A 21,834-nucleotide genomic window follows, 5' to 3' on the forward strand; every position below is an offset into this window, starting at 1 on the left:
AACCTTTCTCTTCCCCGGCCGGCGCGTTTTGCAGCACGGCCGCACGGGGATGCTCCATCCACAAAAGGGTACACTTCCCCCAGTGTCACTTTGAATTATACAACACGCGGCCGCTGTTTTGCAACCTTTTCTTTCTGGCTGCCCGGCTTTTTTTCACACGGCCGGCGCTGTGCGCCGTACGCACACGCTGAAAACGCGCCGAAACCGCACCCGCAAACGGGCGCAGCACCGCGCGCCACAGCATTACGAACGGCCAGGCCAGGCACCAGCGAACGAACGCTTCGACGCCGGAAAGCAGAGGCTCCAGTGCGGCGCGGCTGGCCAAAAAACACAGCACACATCCCGCCAGCGTATACCAGCGCGGCTGGCCTGCATAAAAACGGCTCATGGCCGCGCTGCGGTACAAAAGCGCCCCCACGGCCAGCACAGCGGCGTCGCAGATAAAGCATACCGCTTTGCCTGAACCCAGCAGCATGCGTGCGGCGCTGTAGCCCACACACAGAAGAAACCCCAGCCCGGCGGCGTAGAACAGATCCCGCAGCGCGAGCCCCACCGGGACTCCGCCAACCATTTACCGCACCAGCCTTTTAAACAGGGATTCCTGTTTTTCCCGTTTGGCGGTGTACTGGACATATTCGATGGAACCGTTGATCTTCACCTCGCCCGTCTGGACGGAAAGCTCGCTGACCGTCAGCCCTTCACCGCCGATGGCAAGCGTGCCGCCGGGCGTTTCCAGCGTGGCCGTGAAAGAGTCGTAGGAGACGATGGACAAAATGCCCGTCGCTGTAAGACGCTTGCGGTCCTCTATTACAACACTGTGCGGCGTTTGCCGCGCCTGGTTCGCCGCCGGGGCGGCCGGATTGATCGTCATTTGTTTTGCACCTCTCTTTATCACCATGTGTATGCAAAGAGCGGCGCGCATATGACGGCGCGCAGGAAGCCGAAGGGTCTGCGTGCAAACCAAAACGGCTTACTCCGAAAGCACCACGTACATCTCGCGGGCAAGGTCCTTGCCTGTGGGCGCCTCGGTGGATACCACCTTCACGCGCACGGGCCTCTGGCCGAACGCCACCTCGATGACGTCGCCTTCCTTGACGGCATAGCTTGCCTTAACGGGCTTGCCGTTCACTGTGATGCGCCCGGCGTCCGCCACCTCGTTGGCCACAGTGCGGCGTTTGATGAGACGGCTCACCTTCATAAATTTGTCAATGCGCATGGCTGCGCTCCTTTCTGTTGTCTTGTAAGAAAAATGCAGCCGGAGGGCTTGTCCTCCGGCTGCATGGAAAAGGGCCGATATCGCTTATTTCGCCACGGCGTCCTTCAGAGCCTTGCCGGCCTTGAAAGCGGGAGCGGTGGTAGCGGGGATCGTGATCTCCTCTTTCGTGCGGGGGTTGCGGCCTTTGCGGGCGGGGCGCTCGCGGGTCTCAAACGTGCCGAAGCCGACAAGAGCAACCTTGTCGCCGGCCTTCAAGGCCTCGGTGATGCCGTCCAGAACAGCAGCGACAGCCTTCTCGGCGTCCTTCTTGGTCAATTCAGCCTCAGCGGCAACTTTCGCGATCAGATCAACTTTGGTCATTGTAATAAACCTCCGAAATAATGATTGAGTGTATGTTTTCAAAGCACGGTTAGCGCTTTGTAAAAACCTCTTTTGCTCTTTTCCATAGTTTGTCCAACTCTGCGGCGCTTAAATCATCCACCGCGCAGCCCTGCTGGGCGGCCAGGCGTTCCATTTCCCTGAAGCGCCGCATAAATTTCACCGTTGCGGCGTCCAGCGCCTCTTCCGCGTCGCAGTCCAGAAAGCGCGATACGTTCGCCGCAGAAAACAGCACGTCGCCCAATTCCTCCTGCTGCGCATCCGCACTGCCCTGCGCCACAGCCTGCTTCAGCTCCGTCAGCTCCTGTTCCAGGTCCGCGATGGCAGCCTGCGCGTCGGGATAGGTGAAGCCGTGGTCAGCCGCGCGTTTGGCCACCTTTCGGCTGCGCATCAGCGCCGGCAGGGCCGCGGGCACGCTGTCCAGGTCATCCCCCGCGCCTTCGCGGTGCTTTTCCCGGCGCTTGAGCGCCTCCCAATTCTGCAGCGCCTCGTCCGGCGTCTGTGCGCCGGCGTCCCCAAAAATATGCGGATGCCGGTAGATGAGCTTTTTGCAGATGCCCGTACAGACGTCCCCGAACGTGAACGCCCCCTGTTCTTCCTCCATACGCGTGTGCAGAGCCACCTGGAGCAACACATCGCCCAGCTCCTCGCACAGAAGGCTGGCATCGGCAAGGTCGATGGCGTCCGCCACTTCGTAGGTCTCTTCGATAAAATTCTTGCGGATGGACGTATGCGTCTGCACCTTATCCCACGGGCAGCCATTTTCCGGATCCCGCAGCAATGCGACAATCTCCAGCAGGTCTTCCATGTTATAGCGTTCTTTCTGCGTCAGCCCGTTCATGGAATACCCCTTTCCGTCTACTCCATAGATTTTACATGATAGGCCCTCACTTTGCAAGTAGTTTGGCCCTTTTTTTCCCGGATTTGCCCCCATCCGCGGGCTTTTTTTACATCTGCGGCCCCAAACTGCGCGGAACCGTTTTTCTTGCGCGGACACCATGCGCCATGGGCGCACGCCAAAGGGCAGAAAAGCGCGCCGCGCTCCCCTTTTCCGGGAGCGCGGCGCGCCGGCCCCGCTATATTTTTTTGCGCCTGCGGATCACCGCAAAGCGCATTTTCGGCCCGTTACAGTTTGCCCCCGCACCCAGGACAAAATATGGCATGTGGGTCTACCTCCGCGCCGCACTGGGGGCAGTAGACAGCCGTCTGTGCATCGTCTGCCATGGCGGCTGCTGGCGCAGGCTCCAGCGCCGCGATATCCTTTTCGACAGCCGCGATGGTCTCTATGTAGCGCTCTACCAGCGCCGTGTTTTCCTCGCCGTTTTTGTGCAGCGCATACACCAGAGCGCCAAGCTGGCGCTGGGCGCGGCTCAGCTTGTTTTCCAGCGCCAGCAGGTTCATCTGCTTTTTGCCCTTCTGGGCCAGGTCTCCTGTTGTCTTTACGGCCGCGTCCGCCAGCGTGGCGGCCGCGCCCTTAAGTTTATCGAACGTGGTCATTTCCAGCACCTCTCTTATTTTACCTGTTTTACTTGAGCTTTGATTATAGTATAGTATGAAGCCGCGCGCTTTGCAATGCATTCATCCGATGAATTCCCGCAGCATGGACGTCCTGGGGATGCTCTGTTCGGGCAGCGGCATGCACAGTGCAAAACGGCTGCACAAGCTTTCCAGCTGCGCCGCATAAGGCGTTCCCGGCGCAAGCTCACCCCGCAGCGCGGTGACAAAAGGCGCAAGACAGCACACCTCGTAGGAAAAGCTGGTATCCAGCAGCAGGTCTGCTTCGGGTTTGAAAACCTTGATGTTCTTATCCTCTCCCTCGCAGACGGCGGGCCACATGGAAAAAGTCTTTTCCAAGCTGTGGCCGCGGAACTTGTGGTCCCGCACCATGCGGCGTGCCAGGCGCACGTCCCGCGTGGGCAGAATGCGCTGGCCGTCCCGGGAGTATTCCTCCCGCATGCCCGCATAGATCTTGAACGCGCTGCCCTCGGGCAGCAGCGCCGTCAGGCGGGGGTTCAGCGCATGGATGCCCTCGATGACCACCACACCGTCCCCCACCTCCACGGGGATAACGCCGTGGCGGCGGCGCTCTCCGCAGAAATCGAAATCCGGAATCTGTGTTCGGCCCGTGCGGATGAGCTCCAGCAGACAACGGTTGATGGCCGAGATATCCAGTGCGTCCACGCTCTCATAATCCACACTGCCGTCGGGCAGACGGGGATAATCCTTCAGGTCCTTGTAAAAATTGTCCAGCGACACCACCGCGCTGCGCCGCCCATGGGCGGCAATGCAGTCCGCCAGCTTGTGGGCGGTGGTCGTTTTGCCGGAGGCAGACGGCCCGGTGAGCATCACCACATGCGCGCCGCTCTCCCGCACGCACGTAGCCGCGTGCTCGACGCGTGCGGCATAGTCCTGCTCGCAGTAGTCAATGAACGCCTCGGGCGAGCGGGCCGCCACGTTCACAAGGCCCAGTTCAACGAGCCGTTTCGGGATCCAGATCAGCGTATTTGGCATAAAAGTCGTCAACTCCCTGCTTGCGCGCTTGCACCACATCAAAGCGCTCGATGTATTCCAACGGATATTTATGGTTGAAGATGCGCCGGATGTGCCCGTCCGGCCCCACCAGCTTGGTGGAACCGCCCGCTCCCGCCGAAAGGATGGTGTGCACCTCCTCCATAATAAACACGTTGTACAGCCCCGCATAGCCGGGCCTGGTGTAGCCCGTGTTCTCCAGATTCTGCAGCGTGCCCTTCTGGCGGTACAGGTAATACGGCTCATAACCGTTTTCCCCCAGCAGCGCGCAGGAATCCAGCATGCGTGCCACATCCCCATAGGCATTCGGCGCGTGCTCGATAACGAGGTTTGAGGCACGCTTGAGCGTGAGCGTATGCACCGTGATGTTCTCCGGCGCAAGCGCCAGCACCCCCTGCAGCGTCTGCGCAAACCGTGCAGGCGTATCCAGCGGCAGCCCCGCGATGAGGTCCATATTGATGTTCCCGTGGCCCAGCCGCCGCGCCTGTGCAAAGCAGTCCAGAACATCCTGCGCAGTATGCCTGCGGCCAATGGCCGCCAGCACCTCGTCCGATAATGTCTGCGGATTGATGGAGATGCGCGTGGCGCCGTATTCTTTGATGACGGCCAGCTTCTCCGGCGTGGTGCAGTCCGGCCGGCCGGCTTCCACGGTATACTCACGTACAGCGGGCACGTCGAAATTGTCGCGCACGGCCTGCATCAGCGTGCGCAGCTGCGCGGCCGAAACCGCCGTCGGCGTACCGCCGCCGATGTAGACGGTCTCCAGCCGCAGCCGGTTGCGCCGCGCCAGCGCGCTGATCTCCGCAAGCTCGCGGCACAGCGCCTGGACATAAGGCTCAATGAGGCTGCCCGATTCCGCAGTGGTGCGGGAAACAAAGCTGCAATAGCTGCATCGGGACGGACAGAACGGAATGGAGATGTACAGGCTGTAGCTGCGCGGCGTGTTCAGCGCCAGTACGGGCGCCTGATTGTCCGCCGTCCGCACCGCCAGCTTATATTTTTCGCCGTCTGCAAAGTATTTATCCCGAAAGAACGACTCTATCTCTTCCTGCGCCTTACCGGCGCGGCGCATGTCGTGAACCAGCCGCACCGGCCGCACACCCGTCAGCATGCCCCAGGCCGGGCGGCGGCCCGTGGCCTCGCACAGCAGCAGAAACAGCAGGCGGCATATCTCATATTCCGCCTGCTCCGGCGGCGTGTCCTGCGCCAGCGGCGCAGTGCGCACAGCGCACAGGCCGTTCATGCGCACGCCGCATACAAAACGTTTTTTGCCCCGCAGCACCGCAACGGCGTCCGCCCCGCGGGCGGGCCACCGTTTCGCCAGCAGCGCGGGCTGAAAAAACAGCCGCGCCACATGCTCGGGCTCGTAGCCGGAGGCAAGGCCCCGGATATAGATCTCCATATGATTAATTCCTATCTTTTTGTTAAAATTGCAGATACCGATTGTTCGCCCGTTCCCGGTCCATGGTGGAAAACTCCTCGTGGCCGGGCAGGACCTGCACGTTTTCCGTCACTGCGGCGCACAGCTTTTTCAGGCTTTCCCGCAGTGTGTCCCAACTGCCGCCGGGCAGGTCCGTACGGCCCACGTCCCCCGCGAACAGCGTGTCGCCGCTGAACAGCAGACCGCCGCACAGCAGGCAGACGGACCCGGCGCTGTGGCCGGGCGTGGCGATGACGCGGAACGCGAGATCCGTGTCCACGCGGATCTCCTCTCCGTCCGCATAGGCGTTGTCCGGCGTGGTGAACGGAAAAAGCTCACCGCCGCACGCGTCCTGCGGGGCCAGCCAGACCTTCGCACCCGTTTTCCGCTGCAGTTCCTCCACTGCGCCCACATGGTCGTAATGGCCGTGCGTCAGCAGGATATGCGTCAGCCGCGCGCCCTCCTGCTCCAGCAGCCGCAGATATTCCTGCGCCCCGGCAGCCGGATCGACGGCAGCGGCCAGGCCGTTTTCCCCCACCAGCAGAAACGTGTTGGTGTACAGCGGCGGCGCCGCGGGAATATGGTATATTTTCATATCCTTCTCCTTCGTTTTTCAGGCGGCACGCCGCACTCAGCGCTTCCATTCGTCGGTGTCGATCACGATGGTCACAGGGCCGTCGTTGGTCAGTGTCACCTTCATATCGGCACCGAATTCACCCGTCTCCACACGGGCCAGGCCTGTTTTTCGCAGCTCGGCCACGAATGCTTCATACGCCTCCACCGAAAGCGGCGGCTTTGCCGCGGCGATGAAACTGGGTCTCTTGCCCTTTTTCGTATCGCCGTACAGCGTGAAATTGGACACTACCAGCGCCTCGCAGCCCAGCTCCTCGGCCGAAACGTTCAGCTTGCCGCCGGCGTCTTCAAAGATACGCAGGCCCGCGCATTTCTGCGCCAGCTTTTCGCAGACGTCCAGCGTGTCGGTGTCCCGCACGCCCAGAAGGATCATCAGCCCGCGGCCAATGGCGCGCGGCGCGCCGCCGTTCACAACAACGTCCGCCGCGCTCACGCGCTGGATGACAGCTCTCATCGTTCATTCCTCCGTGCCTTTTTTCCGCTCACACGCGGGTAATGGTGGTGATGCTCTTGATTTTCCTCAGCCGCGCGATGACGGTGTTCAGATGCTCGGTGTTGTTCACGCCGATGGTCAGCGCCATTGTGGCACGGCCGTCGGCCAGCTGCCGTGCCGAGATGGCGTAGCAGGGCAGATGCATCTCCGCGATGAGGCCCGCCACGTCGGCCATCAGGCCGTCGCGGTCCATGGCCGAGATCTCAAGCGAGGATTTGAAGCTCTCCTTCACGCTTTCCGCCCAATGGGCGTTCACCCAGCGGGGCGCGTCGTCGCCCAGAAGGCCGGCCCGCGCGTTGGAACACGAGCGCTTGTGGATGGAAACGCCAAAGCCGCGCGTGATGAAGCCGATGATATCGTCCCCCGGCAGCGGGTTGCAGCACTTTGCAAATTTGACCAGGCAGTTGTCCAGCCCTTCCACAATAACGCCCTCGCTGGATTTCTGCTTTTTGATGGGGACCTGAAGCACCTCGGCAGGGCTTTGTTCCTTGAGCAGCTTCGTGTATTCGTCCTTGATCTTTATCATCAGGCGGGAGAGCTGGATGCCGCCGTAGCCGATGGCCGCGTACAGCTCTTCCGGCGTGTTCAGGCGCTGGCGGCGCGCAAGGTCAGCCATAAATTCGTCGTACTTTTCCTCAGGGATGGTGATGAGGTTGCGGCGCATCTCCTTGTCCAGAGCTGCCTTGCCCTCGGTGATGTTTTCTTCCTTGCGTTCCTTTTTGAACCAGTTGCGGATCTTGTTCTTGGCCTCGCTGGTGGCAACCAGGTTCAGCCAGTCGCGGCTGGGCCCCTTATCCTTGGGGCCGGTTATGATCTCGATGATCTCGCCCGTCACCACCTTGTGGTCTATGGGCACAATTCGGCTGTTCACCTTCGCGCCCACCATGCGGTTGCCCACGGCTGAGTGGATGGCGTAGGCGAAGTCGATGACGGTCGCTCCCGCGGGCAGATTGATGACGTCGCCTTTCGGCGTAAAAGCGAACACCTCCTCGGGCAGCAGCTCGCTTTTGATGTCCCGCAGCAGGTCGCCGGCATCCTCGCTCTCCCGCTGGCTTTCCAGAAGCTGGCGCACCCAGGCGATACGGTCGTCCAGCTTATCTTTCGTGCTCACGCCCGCCTTGTATTTCCAGTGGGCCGCCACGCCGTATTCGGCGGTCTGGTCCATCTCCCAGGTACGGATCTGCACCTCAAAGGGAATTCCCTCATGTCCGATGACCGTCGTGTGCAGCGACTGGTACATATTGGGCTTGGGTGTGGAGATATAGTCCTTGAAGCGGCTGGGGATGGGATGGTACATGTCGTGGATGACGCCCAGCGCATTGTAGCATTCGCCCACTGTGTCCAGAATGATGCGCACCGCGTACACATCGTAAATTTCCTCAAACGTGCGGTTCTGCATATACATCTTGCGGTAGATGCCGTATACGCTCTTGATGCGCTTTTTGATGGTGCATTTGTCCATTCCGTTCTCGGCCAGGCGCTCCTTGATGCGGTCCGCAATGCCGCTGATGAACGAATCCGCGCCGCCGTTTTGGGCCAGGAAAGAGGTGATCTCCTCATAGCCCACAGGGTCCAGATACTGCAGGCTGCGGTCCTCCAGCTCCTCCTTTACATTGCTCATACCCAGACGGTGGGCAATGGGAGCATACACCTCCATGGTTTCCAGCGCCTTGTCACGGCGTTTCTGTTCGGGCCAGCCGTCGCCGGTGCGCATGTTGTGCAGCCGGTCGCACAGCTTGATGAGCATCACGCGCACATCCTTGCTCATGGCAAGCAGCATTTTGCGCAGGTTTTCAGCCTGCTGCTCCTCCACTGAGGAAAACTTGATGCGTCCCAGCTTGGTGACGCCGTCCACGAGCAGCGCTACGTCCGGCCCAAAAGCAGCCTTCACGTCCTCCGCCGTGGTCTCGGTGTCCTCCACGGAGTCATGCAGCAGCGCGGCCACCACGGAGTCCGTATCCAAGCCCAGGTCCACCACAAGGCACGCCACGGCAACGGGGTGGCTGACATAGCTTTCGCCGGAAAGGCGCGTCTGCCCCGCATGGGCCGCCGCAGCCATCTCGTAAGCCTTTTCGATGCGCCCGGCGTCGTATGGGCGGCCGGAATCCGCCACGGCCTGCGCCAGGTCTTCAAAAGTCTTTACGGCATTTTTCGCTTTTTCTTCCATCACTGCGCTGCCTCCAGTCTGCGTAAAATCGGCGCGGATGCCAGGTCCTTTTTGCCCGCCGCGGGCACCAGGCACCACCGTGCGCCCTGAGGCGTTTCGCGCTGCTCCAACAGACTCAGCTCGCGCAGCGCCTCCAGCGAGACAAGCGCCTTACCTGCGCCCCGCGCGCCCAGCTTGGCAAACAGCGGGCGCAGGTCGCCCGCCGGCACGCCGTCGCGGGCAGCGCCCACGGCGCGGTACAGCGCCACGGTGTCCGCACGGGCGGGCAGCAGCGCCCGCCGCTGGCTCTCTGTCAGCGGCGCGCCGCACATCAGCGCCTCATACAGCTCCGTGCCCTCCAGGTATGCCTCGTCCAGCCCGGCCGGGCGCAGCTCCTTGATGCGCGCGGAGATCATCGGCCCGTTCTTGCCCTCGAACACCGAAAGGCACACCGCCGCGTCCACCGCGTCACCCACATTGTAACCCAGCGCGCCCGGCCCCTGGCCGAACACCGCCGCATACAGCACTCCGCCGCCCTGCTTCAGGCGCAGGCGCGTGTGCTTGCCCTCGCTGAGGGGATATACTGCGTCGATCACAGCGTTTTCCACAAAAAATACCGGCGTGGGGTTGCCGTGGCCAAACGGCGCGAGCACCGACAGCGCGGCCACGTCCTCTTCTTTCAGGCCGGACAGCGCCAGCGGCGCGTCCAGCCGCAGCGCCGGGCGCTTGAGCACCGGGTGCTCCTGCGCGGCCCACGCGTTGACCGCCTTGCGGAACGCGGGCAGATTTTCCTCCCGCACAGACAGCCCGGCGGCCAGCGCGTGTCCGCCGAACCGGATGAGCAGGTCTCCGCAGGCGGCGATGGCATTGTACAGCGAAACGCCCGCGATGCTGCGGCCGGACCCCTTGCCCTCGCCGTTCTCGTCAACGGATACGATGATGGCCGGCTTGCCGAAGCGCTCCACCACGCGGGAGGCCACGATGCCGATAACGCCCTGGTGATAGCCTCGGCCCCACACGACAAGGATACGGTCCGCGCCATAGGTCTCATCCGCGGCAACGCTGTCCAGCACGCCCTGCAAAATATCCTGCTCGGCCTTCTGCCGGGCCGCATTCTGTGCTTCCAGCCCGGCCACAATCGCTTCGGCCTCCTCCGGGTCCTCACACAGCAGCAGTTCCAGCGCGGCGGCGGCGCTGTCCATACGGCCCGCCGCGTTCAGGCGCGGCGCCAGCCCAAAAGAGACATTTTCCGCCGTCAGCTCCTTGCCCCCAAGGCCGCAGGCCTCGATGAGCGCCGCGATGCCCGGACGCTCCGTCTGCTGCAAAAGTGCCAGCCCCGCCTTGACGATGCGCCGGTTCTCACCCTCAAGCAGCATAATGTCCGCAATCGTCCCAATGGCAGCGAGGTCCCCGTAAAAAGGCAGCATCTCGTCCGGCGTGCAGCCGTCCAGGGCCGCAGCCAGCTTGAAGGCCACGCCCGCGCCCGAGAGCGTCTTGCACGGGCTTTCGTCGCCGGGGAGCTGGGGATTCACGATGGCCGCAGCCTCCGGCAGCGTCTGCGGCGGCAGATGATGGTCCGTCACCACCACGTCCACGCCCTGCTCTTTGGCGTGGGCAATGGCCGCATTTGCCGAAACGCCATTGTCTACGGTGACAATCAGGCTCACGCCCTTGGCGGCCATCAGGTCCACCGCCGTCTCGGAAAGGCCGTAGCCGTCGTCATCCCGGCTGGGCAGCTTGTAATAAACGTCCGCACCGGCGGAATCCAGATAGGTATACAGCAGCGCGGTGGCTGTCACGCCGTCCACATCGTAATCCCCGAATACGGCGATGCGCTCGCCGTCGTCGATGGCGCGGTGGATGCGTGCCACGGCCGCCTCCATGCCGGAAAGGAGCATCGGGTCAGACAAAGCGTCCCCGCCGCCGCACACGGCGCGCGCCGCTTCGGGTGTGTCCAGCCCACGGGCGCACATCACGTCGCACACAAGGCGCGGCATGCCCAGCGCCGCGCTGAGCGCGGCGGAGCGGGCTGGGTCGGGGCGGACGGTCTGCCAGGGACGGTAAAACATGGAATGGGTCTCCTTCTCACAAAAAATCACGGTTTTTTTCCGGGGCCTTCCCCGGACAGGCGGTTCTGAAAATTACACAGCCGCGGCCGCCGGACAAACGGCGCGTCTCATTTCTGCATCGTAAAGCCGTTTTGCGCCAGCCCCTCCTGGGCCAGCACCGTCTCCAGCGCCGAGATCTCGGCCTGCATATCCACGGCGGTGTTCTGCAAAAGATTGTCCATCAGGCCCCGGAAGGCGGTGGACATAGTGTCCAGCACCTGGGACACCTCGCTCTGGATGCCCGCCGCCACGCTGCTTTCATCGGCATGCGGCGCCACCTCATTGTAGGTATTCAGCAGCTTGACGGCTGTGGGCAGATAATAGCTGCAAAAGCGCCGCGCGTCGTCGGCGCACTCTGGGTGCAGCTTCACCCAGGCAAAGATATCCTCGGTGTGCTCGCGCAGCCGCGCCGCCTTGGCGCGGATGTCGGCGTTTTCAATGCGTGCAAGCTGGCGCTCCAGCTCCCGCAAATATCCGCCGCCGGGCTCATCCTCCGGGACAGGCTCCTGCGCGGCGGGCGCGGGCCGGGGCTGCTCTTTGCCCAGCGGAGCGTCCTGCTGGCGGGCACGCTCGGGGTTCTGTGCACGCCAGGCGGCATTGTCGGCATAAAAGCAGGCGGTCTCGGCGTCCACAAAGCCCAGCGGAAAATAGCCGCGCCGCACCATGTCGAGCAGGTCGCGTTCCACTTCCTCGGGCTTGCGGCCGCTGGCACGCGCAATATCAGATACCGGGCACACGCGGCGCTCGCCGATGATCGCATCATACAGCCGGAACCGCTTGATCCGGTTCATCAGGGCAAAGCCGGCCTGTGCGGCCTTCCAGCCTCCCGCGGCCAAAAGCGCGGGTATCACAACCAGCATCAGCTCATCTCCAAAGGAAAAACCGTTGCTGATGCACCAGATCACCTCGCTGACACCGCCCAGCGCCGCCACGCCCATCAGTGCGGCCCAAGCGCCGCCCGCAATGCCCGCGCACATGCCCAACAGCTGCTTGCCCCGCAGCGTATCGTTGCTTTGGCGGCCCGGAGCGTCCGGATTCGGCGCACCGCCCGTGCCTGCGGCGCCCTGCGCCTGTGCCCCGGCGGGATAGCTGTACTGCGCGGGCTGCACCTGTGCGCCGCCCTTTCCGGCGGCCCTGTATCCATACTGTGTGCCGCGATGCTCTTTTCCATACGGCGTGCGGCGCACACTTTCCTGGCGCATGCGCGGCACGATGACCAACAACAGAATGATGATAAAAACGAACGCGCCCAAACTCCAGCGCTCCCTTCTTCCCCGCCCGCCCTACCGGCCGAGCAGCTCGTCTTTGGTCAGGCCCTCCTGGGCCAGCACTGTTTCCAGCGCCGAGATCTCGGCGGAAACGTCCATCGCGGTATCCTTCAGCAGGTTGTCCTGCAGGCTCTGGAACGCGGTGTTGATGGTGTACAGGATACCGCAGATATCCGTCTGTATTTCCGCGGCAACAGCACTGCTGTCGGCCTGCGGGTCCACCTCGTTGTAAGTGCGCAGCAGTTTGAGCGTGGTGGGCATGTAGTAGCTGACAAACCTGCGGATCTGGCTCTCGCCGCCGGGGTGCTTTTCCAGCCAGGCGATGATCTGCACTGTCTGCTCCTCGATGCGCTGTACCTGCTCCAGTACGGGCGCGTCGCTGATAAGGCGCTGCTGTTCACGCAGATCGCTCAAAAATGCGCGGCACTCAGCCAGAACGCCCGCCGGCTCCGGCCGTGCGGGCTGCGCCTGCCGCCGGGCCCCGGCTTCCTGCTGCGCCTGCCGCTGGGCCAGATACAGCCGGTACGCCGTCTCACCCGAAAACAGGCGCGTGCCGTCCGGCGCAAGGTAAACATCCTCATATTTTCCCGAGCTGATCAGTCGGAACAGATCTTTGCGGACGGCTCCCTGGCTTTTGCCTGTAAGCTCCGAAAGCTCCTGCAGTGTGCAGTAGGAACGCTCGCCCAGCACGCTTTGGTATGTGGCGATACGCCGCAGCGTGCGCGATTTGAGAAATGCGCCAAATGCGCCTGCGAAAAACCACAGCGAAATGAACCCCAGGATCAACGCCCCGGCCGGGTCCCCCGGTTCAAAAGCAGAAAACGCGCACGCCGCCAAAATGCCCGCAGGCAGCATCAGGCCGCCCGCCTCGCTGAGCGCGCCGTTTGCCTTTTTTGCATAATCCCGCCGTTTGCGGCGCCGCTTTTCCTTCTCAGCATTTTTCTGTGCCTGGGCGATGGCGCTCTGGATGCCCTGCACGCCGTCCCTGGCCGCAGCGCCCAGGTCTTTCACGGTACGCTGCACGCTTTCGTTGTCCCGCAGCGAGGTACTCACTTCTCGCGCGGCGTCCTGCAGCGCGGCCGCCACGGTTCCGATGGTTTCCTTCACTTCTTTTTCAATGCTTCTGCCCAGGTCGTCCTCCGGGCTTTTGCGTCCATTTCCGTTGTACGGGTCGTTCATAGGTTCCTCCGATATGGTGGATATTCGATTTTTCCGTCGGGTTCCAGCCTCCCGCTCAAGGTGCGGGAGAAAAATTCTGCGCCACGCGTGCGGCGGCCCGCAGGCCATCCACTGCCGCGGACATGATACCGCCCGCGTAGCCTGGCCCCTCGCCGCAGGGCCAAACGCCCCGCACATCGGTGCTCTCGCCGTTTTCATCCCGCGGCAGGCGCACGGGGCTGGACGTGCGCGTCTCCAGCCCGGTGAGCACCGCCTCCGGCGCGGTATAGCCGCGTAGCTTCCGCTCAAAGGCCGAAAGCCCTGCGCGCAGAGCGCCCGTAAGCTCGCCGGGAAGCAGGCTGCCCAGATCACAGGCTGTCACGCCGCGCGGGTAGGTGGGCTTCACCACGCCGGTGTGCAGCATGCCTGCGCCTTCCAAAAAGCTGCGCACATTTTCGGCGGGCGCCGCGTAGCCGCCGCCGCCCGCTGCGTATGCCTTTGTCTCCAGCTCCCGCTGAAACGCAATGGCACGCCGGGCATCGCCGCCGAAATCCGCTTCGTTCACACTCACCACCACGGCGGCGTTGGCGTTTTCTCCATCCCGCGCGTGCAGGCTCATGCCGTTGGTCACTGCGCGGCCCGTTTCGCTGGCGGCCGCCACCACGCTGCCGCCCGGACACATACAGAAGGTGTAAACGCACCGTCCGCCCACATGCTGGGAAAGCTGGTACTCACCCCTCGGCAAAGCCGGATGGCCCGCCGCATCGTGGTAAAGGCTTTCTTCAATGCGGCGCTGCAGGTGCTCGGCCCGAAAGCCCACCGAAAAAGGCTTTGCCTGCAGAGTAAAACCCGCGCCGTCCAGCATTTCAAATGTATCCCGGGCCGAGTGCCCCGGCGCGAGCAGCAGCGCACCGCAGGGCAGCTCGCCCTGCGGCGTGCACACCGCCGCAAGCCGCCCGTCCCGCACGCGCAGGCCGGTGAGCGGCGTGTTGAAAAGCACCTTCCCGCCCAGCGCCTCGACCTCCCGCCGGATAGACACAATAACATCCCGCAGCGCATCGGTGCCGATGTGCGGCTTCTGCTTGTAGGCAATATCCCGGGGCGCGCCATGCGCCAGCAGCGTTCGGGTGACAAAAGCACACAGCGGGTCGTTGATGCGTGTGGTGAGCTTGCCGTCTGAAAACGTACCCGCGCCGCCTTCGCCGAACTGGATATTGGCGTTTTCGTCCAGCAGGCCCGCCGCGTTGAAGCGCTCCACCGCCTGTGCGCGCTGCTCCATGGCCGGCCCCCGCTCCAGCACGATGGGCCGGAACCCCTGCCGCGCCAACAGAAGCGCCGCAAACAGTCCCGCCGGGCCAAAGCCGCACACCACCGGCGGATGCGCCAGCGGCCGTGTGCCGTTATGCACAGTAAATGCGGCGGGCGCCGCTATTGAAACATAGGGCGCAAAGCGTTCGAACGAACGCTCCGCACCCTCGTCGGCAAGTTCCAGGGCAACGGTGTACACAAGGCTGGGCCTTCCATGCCGTGCGTCCACCGAAAGCTTCGCAATGCCCGTATTTTTTATGCCGTGACGCGGCAGCCCTGTTTTTTTCAGGGCCGCCGCCACAGCCTCCTGTTCGCCCGCCGCAAGCGGCAGGCGGATATCTCTCACCAGCAGCATCGTCACTTCACCGTGATGTCGCACAGCACGGAGTACGCCCCCGTGGCGAACACCGTCTTTGTGCCCGTAACGATGATCTGCGCGCTGAATTGCTGCTGTCCGCTTCCCTTTACCGTAATATTCTGCGCCGAGGCGTCCACCTGTGCGATGACGTCCGATGGCGAGATGGCCGCCAGCTCCTCGGCCTCGCCTACCAGCGTTACATTGTTGATGCTTTCGGTGATGACCTTCACATCCACACCGGAGGGCGCGTTCACCACGCGGATATCGCTCACCGTGATGGCGCGCGGCTCGCCGTAGCCGCTGGTATCAAAAGTAACTGTGGCCTCCTGCACGTCATCCACATTCACAAGTCCTTCGCTCAGCTGGATCTTCAGTGTCTCGGCCTTGCCCAACTGGACCCGCGCCAGGTTGATGAAGCCCACGTTCACGCTTTCGATGCCGTCCACCGTATCCGCCGCACCGGCGATGCGGATGGTCGCCGGGGAGATGCTGGCGTTCAGCTCGGCGGGGTCGTATCCGGCCGGCACATTGCTGAACTCAAACTTCAGCGGCACCTCCTTCAGCTTCAGTACAGGGATCGTCACCTCCACCTGTTCACCCTCCAGCACCGTGATGCTGCTGTCTGTGATGGCATGGCCGTCCGCGTCCAGAAATTCCAGCGCCGCGCTGTCCAGCATCGTGCGGTCGCGCTTTTCATCGCTCTCCACGCGGGCCACCACCCGCGCCACGCGCGCCAGTTCGTCCACAGGCCCGCGCAGCGTCACCTCGGCGGGGGACGCCTGTTTTTCGCCCAGATAATACCCCTCGGCCGGGTCCACGCTGGCTTCCACTTCCACGGTGAATTTCTGCGTGCCGATCTGCGCAAACGTCACATCCACATATGCGGGCGAGATGGAGTCGATATCAAATTTTGTCAAAGACGTATCCGCGCGGCGAGCCTGCAGCCGCAGCGTGTATTCGCCGGGCATGCCTGAACGGGAAACCTCGGTATAATCGGGATACACGACGATGTCGGCGGGGTCTACCTCATTGATCGCGCTGCTGTCACCCGAAATCACCACGCTGACCTTAGTATCCTCGCGTTTCACAATGTCCAAAGACGCACCGGTATACAAAGCTGAATTGTAATCATAGGAAACACCGGACACAGTAATGGTGCGTGTCTGCGTCGGCTCCTGCGCTATAACAACAAGCCAAAGCAGCACGGCCAGCATTGCGGAAACCGCCATTGCAAACCACCGGTTGGAAAACAGTTTTTCAAACCGGCCCATGGGTTTGGCCTGGGAGGACGCGTTCGAGGGAGCGTTATTCGTGTTGTTTTTCATGCTTTCTCCTCCAGAACGGGCGTTTTTTCTCTTCGACGGCCGGCGGGACCATGTCACCCTCCAGCAGGTTGAACAGATTCTGCCTGTCCAGCCGGCGGATGAGCACGCCGTTTTTGGCCAGCGAGATGATGCCGGTCTCCTCGCTCACAACCACGACAACCGCGTCGGAATTCTCGCTCATGCCAAGGGCCGCGCGGTGGCGCGTACCCATGTCCTTGCCGATCTCCAGGTTGTTTGAAAGCGGCAAAAAGCAGCCCGCGGCCTCGATACGGCCGTCGCGCACAACAACGGCGCCGTCGTGCAGCGGCGTGCCTTCATAGAATATCGTGCCCAGCATCTCCGGCGTAATATCGGCGTTGAGCACGGTGCCTGTTTTGATGATCTCGGAAAGATTGGTGCGGCGCTCCAGCACCACCAGCGCGCCCGTGCGGGAATCGGCCAGCTGCTCGGCGGAATCGCACACCGCCACGATGGCGCTCTGCCATTTGGCGCGCAGATCCCCCGGGTCCGCCTTGCCTTTGAACAGCTGCATGCCGAACAGGCTTGTGCGTCCCACCTGTTCCAGCGCGCGGCGCAGCTCCGGCTGGAACACCACCACCAACGCAATGATGCCGAAGCTCATGATACTGTTGATGAGCCACGCCAGTGTGCGCATGCCCAGCAGATTTGCCACGGCATACGCCAGCAGCACGGCAATGATGCCCTTTGCAAGCTGCGCGGTGCGCGTCTGGCGCACCAGCGAGATGGCCTCGTAAATTAAAAACGTCACCACGAGGATGTCCAAAAGATCCACGATGGGGTTAAAATTCCCCTTGACGTTCAATATGAAATTATACCAGATGGACTGTAACTGCTCCGTCACCTTCCGGCCTCCGTTCCGCCGCCCCGGCATGCCGGGGAAATTAAAAATTCGCCGCGCTCCTCTGCCGCGCGCGGCTGCGCGGCCCGCCATCTGCACGCTGCGGAGAAACCCAAACAAGCCATTGATCCGTATACCCTGTTTCCAGGCTTCCGCTCCGCTTTCGGTCTGCATCTGCCAAACGGATATATTATACCATATTTCTAAGCTCGCACTTCGCGTACCGCTCGTGTTCACTAAGAAACATGGTATCTATGCCGCTAGGCTCATGCTTCGCCTGCGGCTCGCATTCACCAACCGGACATATTATACCATGACGCTGCAAAGCGGCCTCAACAAAACCGCACCTGCTGCGGTTTTGCATGGTTCAATGTTCTCAAAGCCCTGCGCACCGGCACAGGGGCGCGTGCAACGCACACGCGCAGCCGCGCAAACGGCGGCTTTGAGGTTATGGCTATACCATATTTCCAAGCTCACACTTCGCGCACCGCTCGTGTTCACTAAGAAACATGGTATCTACACCGCTAAGTTCATACTTCGCCTGCGGCTCGCATTCGCTAAACGGACATATTATACCATAAATATGGCCGCCGCAAAAGAGTTTTACCGCAGAAAAGCACGGCGCGCGCATATTTTTACGCTTCGTCCCGCATGCGCCCTCATATCCGGCGCAGCAGGCACACGCTGTGTGCGGCAATGCCCTCGCCGCTGCCTGTGAAGCCCAGCTTTTCCTCCGTGGTAGCCTTGACGGAAACATCCTCTGCGGAAATGCCCAGCGCCGCCGCCAGATTTTCCCGCATTGCGGGGATATGCGGCGCCAGCTTTGGCGCCTGGCACAAAAGCGTAGCGTCGATGTTGCCTGCCGCCCAGCCCGCGCGCGCCAGCACACGGCCAACCTCCTGCAGCAGCGCAATGCTGTCCGCGCCCTTGTAAGCGGGGTCGGTGTCGGGGAACAGCTTTCCGATATCACCCAGCGCGGCCGCGCCCAGCAGCGCGTCCATCACCGCATGCGTCAGCACATCCGCGTCCGAATGGCCAAGCAGCCCCTTTTCATACGGCACCGTCACACCGCCTAAAACCAGCGCGCGGCCTTCCACCAGCCTGTGTACGTCATATCCATGCCCGATGCGCATGCCGTTCCCTCCGTTTTTTTCCGGCGCGGGCAGATCCTCCCGCGTAGTGATCTTGTAGTTTGCGTAATCGCCCTGTGTCAGCCGCACAGGCAGGCCCGCCAGTTCAAAGGCCGAACAGTCGTCCGTCACTGCGTCACAGCACACCTGCGCCAGCACTTGCCGGTACAGCGCGGTGCGAAAACACTGCGGCGTCTGCACGGCGTACAGCTTTTCCCGCGCGGGCGTTTCCACCACGAGGCCGTCCGCCGCCACCTTTACGGTGTCCTTCACCGGGACGGCCGGCGCAGCTGCCCCTGTTTCATACGCGGCCTCCAGCGCATCCCATATCACCTGAGGCGTGACGAACGGGCGCGCCGCGTCGTGGATGGCCACATATTCCGCATTCACCGCATCCAGGCCCGCACGCACGCTCTGCACGCGCGTGGCACCTCCAGCTACGGTCTTTGCGGGCTTGGCACAGGCCGCGGCCAGCAGCGCTGCCTGCGGAGCGTTTTCTCCCGCCACCAATAGGATCTCGTCTATGGCCGGGTGCGTATCGAACGCGCGGACGCTCTTTTCCAAAACTGTGCCGCCGTCCAGCGGATAGGCCAGCTTGTCGAATCCCATCCGGCGGGACGCCCCCGCCGCCACGATAACCGCCGCCACTGTATGCCCATGCACCATCGCGCTCATCTCCTTTTTTAATAATGGGAAGGCTGCTGTTTTGACGGCCGCCCTGAATCTCTGTGCCGCCTATACCCAACGCCCATTCCGGACGCCGCAAAGGCCGGTGCCTGGGCGGCGGTCTCGACTCTCTGCGCCGCCTGAACCGCACGCATGTTTTGCCGCTTCAAAAGCCGCCTTCTCAAGCAGCTTCATCCGGCCTTGCTTCGCGGCGGTCAATGCGGTCTTTCATCTTTTTTGTGCTCGCGCCGTTCCTCCCACAGCATCGCCGCCGCAAGGAGCGGCCCCTGTGCAAGCTGCGGCAGAATGGCCCCCAGCGCGCCCTCCATGGAAAATGCCGCTGTCCCCGCAACAGCGGCCAACATCGCCGCCACCCGCAAAAGATACCAGCCCGTTACCGCTGTGCCGTCTGGCGCGGCGGCCCATGCTTTGCAAAAGCAGGCCAGCGCCGCGGCCGAAGCCGCCACACCAATACACCAGCCGGCCGCAAGCCAGCCCCGCGCGCCGGAGCGCGCGTATAATGCCGCCCCTGCCATCAGCGCCGATACAAGCGCGTTCCACAAAAACGCATTTCGGAACACCCGTCTGCGGTCCATCGCGCCGCCGCCTTTCCCTGTTTCTTCTGTTCTTCATTCCACATGGATATAACGCCGAACATGCCAAAACGTCTTCGCTGCATTTTTCAAAAGCAAAGGCTCGCGTCAGAACAGAGACTCCTGCTCACAGCTGTCCGCGCCCGTGCCGCCCATGGATGCAAGCTGCTCCAACAGCACGCCGCGGCTGTTTGGCAGCGTCCCCTCGATGACCTTTTCCAAAAGCTCCTCCAGCGCGGCGCCCACAGCCACGCCCTCGCGAATGCCCGCCGCCAGCGCGTCTGCGCCGTTCACGGCCAGCATCGATCGGTCGTAGCACGCGCCCGTGGCCAGCGTCCGGCCGAGCGCCGCGGCAAAATCCCGCAGGTCATCCTGCCGCACGCCGTCGCCGTGGGCTACGGCCCGGGCCGCCTGCAGCAGCGTCAGGCCCCGCAGCACTTCCGGACCCAGCGTGTGCAGCCACCGCCGAATGACGGGTGGCAGCGCCTGCAGCGGCGCGTCGGCGTACAGCGCAAGCTGCGCCGCAATTTCCGCTGTTTTTGCGTCCGGGCACAATATTGCGGCCTGCTCCGGTTCCACGGCACAGAACAGCAGGCCCATACGCACCGTCAGATCGTCCGGCGCGGCCTGAATAGCGCTTACCGCATTTTCCCACGCCGCGTCCGACACATGAGACAGACAGGGCAGCAGCGGCTCGAACAGCGCGCGGTAATTGCGCAGCACACGCGCCACATGACGGCCGCAGAGCATTTTGCAAAATTCCGCCCTGCTGCGTTCTATGGCGACCTCCGTCAGTGCGCCGCATTTCGCCAGCGCGGCAGCGGCCGTCTGCGGCTCCACAGAAAAGCCCATGGTGGCCGCAAAGCGCGCCATGCGCAGCACGCGCAGCACGTCCTCGGAGAAGCGGCGCGCCGGTTCGCCCACGCAGCGCAGGCGTTTTGCCGCAAGGTCTGCCGCGCCGCCGAAGGGATCGATCAGCCCGGCTGCGGGCGAATAGGCCATGGCGTTGACGGTAAAATCACGCCGGGCCAGGTCGTCGGTGACGCTGCGCACGAATCGCACGCTGTCCGGACGGCGGTGGTCGGAGTACGCGCCGTCGGTGCGGAAAGTCGTTACCTCATAGGGCGTGTGCTCCAGCAGCACTGTTACGGTGCCGTGGCGTATGCCCGGCGCCGAAAGACATTTCCCGGGAAACGCCGCTTTGATCTCCCCGGGGCGGGCGGAGGTGCACACGTCCCAGTCGTGGGGCGCGCGCCCCATCAGGCTGTCCCGCACGCAGCCGCCCACCGCAAAGGCGGAATGCCCCTGCTGCTGCAGCGTGCTTAAAATGCTGCGCACCGGTGCGGGCAGCAAAATATCCACTTCCACGCGCGCGCCTCCTTTCCGTGCCGATTTCTGCGGTAATAGTATAGCATAAAATACGCATAGAAAAAAGGACGCATAAAAGAATATCCATGTAAAAAAGCTTCACCTCTCCCCGCTTTGGGTTAAAGTGAAGCCTTATATTTTAAAGCTATTTTCCCTTTGCTAAAAATTTTTCACAAGTGCGGCCAAAAGTCAAAGGGTCGATTTGTGTCAAGTTTTTGACTTTTACCGCTATCCCTCAATGTTATCTCCATCCGGGTCGCAAGAACTACAATAAAAATCATATGCACTATAAGTCTTGTTCTGGCAAGTGTCCCCTTTCCCCATGCACCAATATTCCCCGCCTGATAATCCATCATCCGGAACATCGTATTCATAGTCTGGAATGTTGTATTCATATGTTGGCGTATAGCTTTTTGGTTTTGTAGAGGCAGAAGATGAATCAATCTCTCCCATAATTCCTATCGCAAAGAAAAGCAGCATTATCGCCGCAAAGCCTATCCAGATACATCCCGCCTTAGTTTTTTCCTCTTCAGCCTCCGATTTAGGCGTTTCTTTTTCTTTGTTTTCAATATTAGATTTCACTTTCTCTTGCACATCTGGATTCTTGCTTATCGGATAGCCACAATGAATACACGCCGTACTTGCATCTGATATTTCTTTTCCGCATTCCGGACATTTAATAAGTGCCATTTCTTTTCCTCCTTGAAATCAATCGTTTGAATTTTTCCACCTATTTTGTTAAATAGTGTTTACACGAGCGATATGGTATAATGGGAGCAAGAGAGCCGAAAGAGGTGTTCCCATGAGCAATGAACAACAACGCCACGACATCAGCGATGCGGTATGGAGCCTGCTGGAACCGCATCTGCCAGGACAAC

The 21,834-nt window shown here is 61.9% G+C and carries 21 protein-coding genes; all 21 read right to left on the reverse strand.

The window, feature by feature from the left end; translation table 11 throughout:
- Positions 1 to 85: 85 nt before the first annotated feature.
- Positions 86 to 571, reverse strand: coding sequence for a hypothetical protein (locus tag IIY41_RS10675; RefSeq protein WP_009323579.1), 486 nt, complete (start codon positions 569 to 571; stop codon positions 86 to 88).
- Positions 572 to 871, reverse strand: a complete 300-nt coding sequence (locus IIY41_RS10680; RefSeq protein WP_009323578.1) for a YabP/YqfC family sporulation protein — start codon at positions 869 to 871, stop codon at positions 572 to 574.
- 99 nt (positions 872 to 970) lie between these two features.
- Positions 971 to 1,216, reverse strand: coding sequence for an RNA-binding S4 domain-containing protein (locus IIY41_RS10685; RefSeq protein ID WP_009323577.1), 246 nt, complete (start codon positions 1,214 to 1,216; stop codon positions 971 to 973).
- 84 nt (positions 1,217 to 1,300) lie between these two features.
- Complete coding sequence (hbs, locus tag IIY41_RS10690; protein WP_009323576.1) at positions 1,301 to 1,576, reverse strand: non-specific DNA-binding protein Hbs; 276 nt, start codon at positions 1,574 to 1,576, stop codon at positions 1,301 to 1,303.
- A 49-nt stretch (positions 1,577 to 1,625) separates the two neighbouring features.
- Positions 1,626 to 2,435, reverse strand: coding sequence for a nucleoside triphosphate pyrophosphohydrolase (gene mazG / locus IIY41_RS10695; protein WP_287400681.1), 810 nt, complete (start codon positions 2,433 to 2,435; stop codon positions 1,626 to 1,628).
- Positions 2,436 to 2,719: 284 nt separating this feature from the next.
- Positions 2,720 to 3,091, reverse strand: a complete 372-nt coding sequence (locus IIY41_RS10700; protein WP_055081070.1) for a zinc ribbon domain-containing protein — start codon at positions 3,089 to 3,091, stop codon at positions 2,720 to 2,722.
- An 81-nt stretch (positions 3,092 to 3,172) separates the two neighbouring features.
- On the reverse strand, positions 3,173 to 4,105 hold the full coding sequence (locus IIY41_RS10705; protein ID WP_155201407.1) for a uridine kinase family protein: 933 nt from the start codon (positions 4,103 to 4,105) through the stop codon (positions 3,173 to 3,175).
- Entirely contained in the window at positions 4,065 to 5,525 is a 1,461-nt protein-coding gene (gene hemZ, locus IIY41_RS10710) for a coproporphyrinogen dehydrogenase HemZ (protein WP_055081071.1), read from the reverse strand. Before hemZ ends, IIY41_RS10705 begins: the two co-directional genes overlap by 41 nt.
- 22 nt (positions 5,526 to 5,547) lie before the next feature.
- Complete coding sequence (locus tag IIY41_RS10715; protein ID WP_055081072.1) at positions 5,548 to 6,138, reverse strand: MBL fold metallo-hydrolase; 591 nt, start codon at positions 6,136 to 6,138, stop codon at positions 5,548 to 5,550.
- A 36-nt stretch (positions 6,139 to 6,174) separates the two neighbouring features.
- Positions 6,175 to 6,630, reverse strand: a complete 456-nt coding sequence (gene dtd, locus IIY41_RS10720) for a D-aminoacyl-tRNA deacylase (protein WP_009323570.1) — start codon at positions 6,628 to 6,630, stop codon at positions 6,175 to 6,177.
- Positions 6,631 to 6,658: 28 nt separating this feature from the next.
- The gene (locus IIY41_RS10725; RefSeq protein ID WP_009323569.1) at positions 6,659 to 8,836 is read right to left on the reverse strand and encodes a RelA/SpoT family protein; all 2,178 of its coding nucleotides are present in this window, start codon (positions 8,834 to 8,836) and stop codon (positions 6,659 to 6,661) included.
- Positions 8,836 to 10,884 (reverse strand): single-stranded-DNA-specific exonuclease RecJ, encoded by a 2,049-nt coding sequence (gene recJ / locus IIY41_RS10730; RefSeq protein ID WP_009323568.1) that lies wholly within the window; start codon positions 10,882 to 10,884, stop codon positions 8,836 to 8,838. The genes IIY41_RS10725 and recJ overlap by 1 nt, the downstream gene beginning before the upstream one ends.
- A gap of 107 nt (positions 10,885 to 10,991) precedes the next feature.
- Positions 10,992 to 12,176 (reverse strand): 5-bromo-4-chloroindolyl phosphate hydrolysis family protein, encoded by a 1,185-nt coding sequence (locus IIY41_RS10735; RefSeq protein WP_009323567.1) that lies wholly within the window; start codon positions 12,174 to 12,176, stop codon positions 10,992 to 10,994.
- A gap of 30 nt (positions 12,177 to 12,206) precedes the next feature.
- Entirely contained in the window at positions 12,207 to 13,370 is a 1,164-nt protein-coding gene (locus tag IIY41_RS10740) for a 5-bromo-4-chloroindolyl phosphate hydrolysis family protein (RefSeq protein ID WP_009323566.1), read from the reverse strand.
- A gap of 55 nt (positions 13,371 to 13,425) precedes the next feature.
- Entirely contained in the window at positions 13,426 to 15,012 is a 1,587-nt protein-coding gene (locus IIY41_RS10745; RefSeq protein WP_287400694.1) for an NAD(P)/FAD-dependent oxidoreductase, read from the reverse strand.
- A 2-nt stretch (positions 15,013 to 15,014) separates the two neighbouring features.
- Positions 15,015 to 16,340 carry a CdaR family protein gene (locus IIY41_RS10750; RefSeq protein ID WP_287400684.1) on the reverse strand — a complete coding sequence of 442 codons (1,326 nt, stop codon included), beginning with the start codon at positions 16,338 to 16,340 and terminating at the stop codon, positions 15,015 to 15,017.
- A complete protein-coding gene (cdaA, locus tag IIY41_RS10755) occupies positions 16,321 to 17,202 on the reverse strand; it encodes a diadenylate cyclase CdaA (RefSeq protein ID WP_058724043.1) in 882 nt (293 codons plus the stop codon). The genes IIY41_RS10750 and cdaA overlap by 20 nt, the downstream gene beginning before the upstream one ends.
- Before the next feature lie 656 nt (positions 17,203 to 17,858).
- The gene (gene ispF / locus IIY41_RS10760; RefSeq protein ID WP_050005954.1) at positions 17,859 to 18,995 is read right to left on the reverse strand and encodes a 2-C-methyl-D-erythritol 2,4-cyclodiphosphate synthase; all 1,137 of its coding nucleotides are present in this window, start codon (positions 18,993 to 18,995) and stop codon (positions 17,859 to 17,861) included.
- Positions 18,996 to 19,210: 215 nt separating this feature from the next.
- On the reverse strand, positions 19,211 to 19,591 hold the full coding sequence (locus tag IIY41_RS10765) for a hypothetical protein (protein ID WP_050005953.1): 381 nt from the start codon (positions 19,589 to 19,591) through the stop codon (positions 19,211 to 19,213).
- A gap of 105 nt (positions 19,592 to 19,696) precedes the next feature.
- A complete protein-coding gene (locus tag IIY41_RS10770) occupies positions 19,697 to 20,956 on the reverse strand; it encodes a tRNA nucleotidyltransferase/poly(A) polymerase-related protein (protein ID WP_050005952.1) in 1,260 nt (419 codons plus the stop codon).
- Between the two features lie 228 nt (positions 20,957 to 21,184).
- Positions 21,185 to 21,646 (reverse strand): zinc-ribbon domain-containing protein, encoded by a 462-nt coding sequence (locus IIY41_RS10775; RefSeq protein WP_287400690.1) that lies wholly within the window; start codon positions 21,644 to 21,646, stop codon positions 21,185 to 21,187.
- Positions 21,647 to 21,834 lie beyond the last annotated feature (188 nt).

The organism is Ruthenibacterium sp., assembly GCF_017421385.1.
Classification (GTDB): Bacteria; Bacillota; Clostridia; order Oscillospirales; family Ruminococcaceae; genus Ruthenibacterium; species Ruthenibacterium lactatiformans.

Coding starts and splice junctions, on each gene's coding strand:
- dtd (WP_009323570.1), bottom strand. CDS start 6,630: ATGAGAGCTGTCATCCAGCGCGTGAGCGCGGCGGACGTTGTTGTGAAC.
- IIY41_RS10765 (WP_050005953.1), bottom strand. CDS start 19,591: ATGGACCGCAGACGGGTGTTCCGAAATGCGTTTTTGTGGAACGCGCTT.
- IIY41_RS10750 (WP_287400684.1), bottom strand. CDS start 16,340: ATGAAAAACAACACGAATAACGCTCCCTCGAACGCGTCCTCCCAGGCC.
- IIY41_RS10675 (WP_009323579.1), bottom strand. CDS start 571: ATGGTTGGCGGAGTCCCGGTGGGGCTCGCGCTGCGGGATCTGTTCTAC.
- IIY41_RS10685 (WP_009323577.1), bottom strand. CDS start 1,216: ATGCGCATTGACAAATTTATGAAGGTGAGCCGTCTCATCAAACGCCGC.
- IIY41_RS10680 (WP_009323578.1), bottom strand. CDS start 871: ATGACGATCAATCCGGCCGCCCCGGCGGCGAACCAGGCGCGGCAAACG.
- mazG (WP_287400681.1), bottom strand. CDS start 2,435: ATGAACGGGCTGACGCAGAAAGAACGCTATAACATGGAAGACCTGCTG.
- ispF (WP_050005954.1), bottom strand. CDS start 18,995: ATGGTGCATGGGCATACAGTGGCGGCGGTTATCGTGGCGGCGGGGGCG.
- IIY41_RS10715 (WP_055081072.1), bottom strand. CDS start 6,138: ATGAAAATATACCATATTCCCGCGGCGCCGCCGCTGTACACCAACACG.
- IIY41_RS10705 (WP_155201407.1), bottom strand. CDS start 4,105: ATGCCAAATACGCTGATCTGGATCCCGAAACGGCTCGTTGAACTGGGC.
- hemZ (WP_055081071.1), bottom strand. CDS start 5,525: ATGGAGATCTATATCCGGGGCCTTGCCTCCGGCTACGAGCCCGAGCAT.
- hbs (WP_009323576.1), bottom strand. CDS start 1,576: ATGACCAAAGTTGATCTGATCGCGAAAGTTGCCGCTGAGGCTGAATTG.
- IIY41_RS10775 (WP_287400690.1), bottom strand. CDS start 21,646: ATGGCACTTATTAAATGTCCGGAATGCGGAAAAGAAATATCAGATGCA.
- IIY41_RS10700 (WP_055081070.1), bottom strand. CDS start 3,091: ATGACCACGTTCGATAAACTTAAGGGCGCGGCCGCCACGCTGGCGGAC.
- IIY41_RS10745 (WP_287400694.1), bottom strand. CDS start 15,012: ATGCTGCTGGTGAGAGATATCCGCCTGCCGCTTGCGGCGGGCGAACAG.
- IIY41_RS10725 (WP_009323569.1), bottom strand. CDS start 8,836: ATGGAAGAAAAAGCGAAAAATGCCGTAAAGACTTTTGAAGACCTGGCG.
- recJ (WP_009323568.1), bottom strand. CDS start 10,884: ATGTTTTACCGTCCCTGGCAGACCGTCCGCCCCGACCCAGCCCGCTCC.
- IIY41_RS10740 (WP_009323566.1), bottom strand. CDS start 13,370: ATGAACGACCCGTACAACGGAAATGGACGCAAAAGCCCGGAGGACGAC.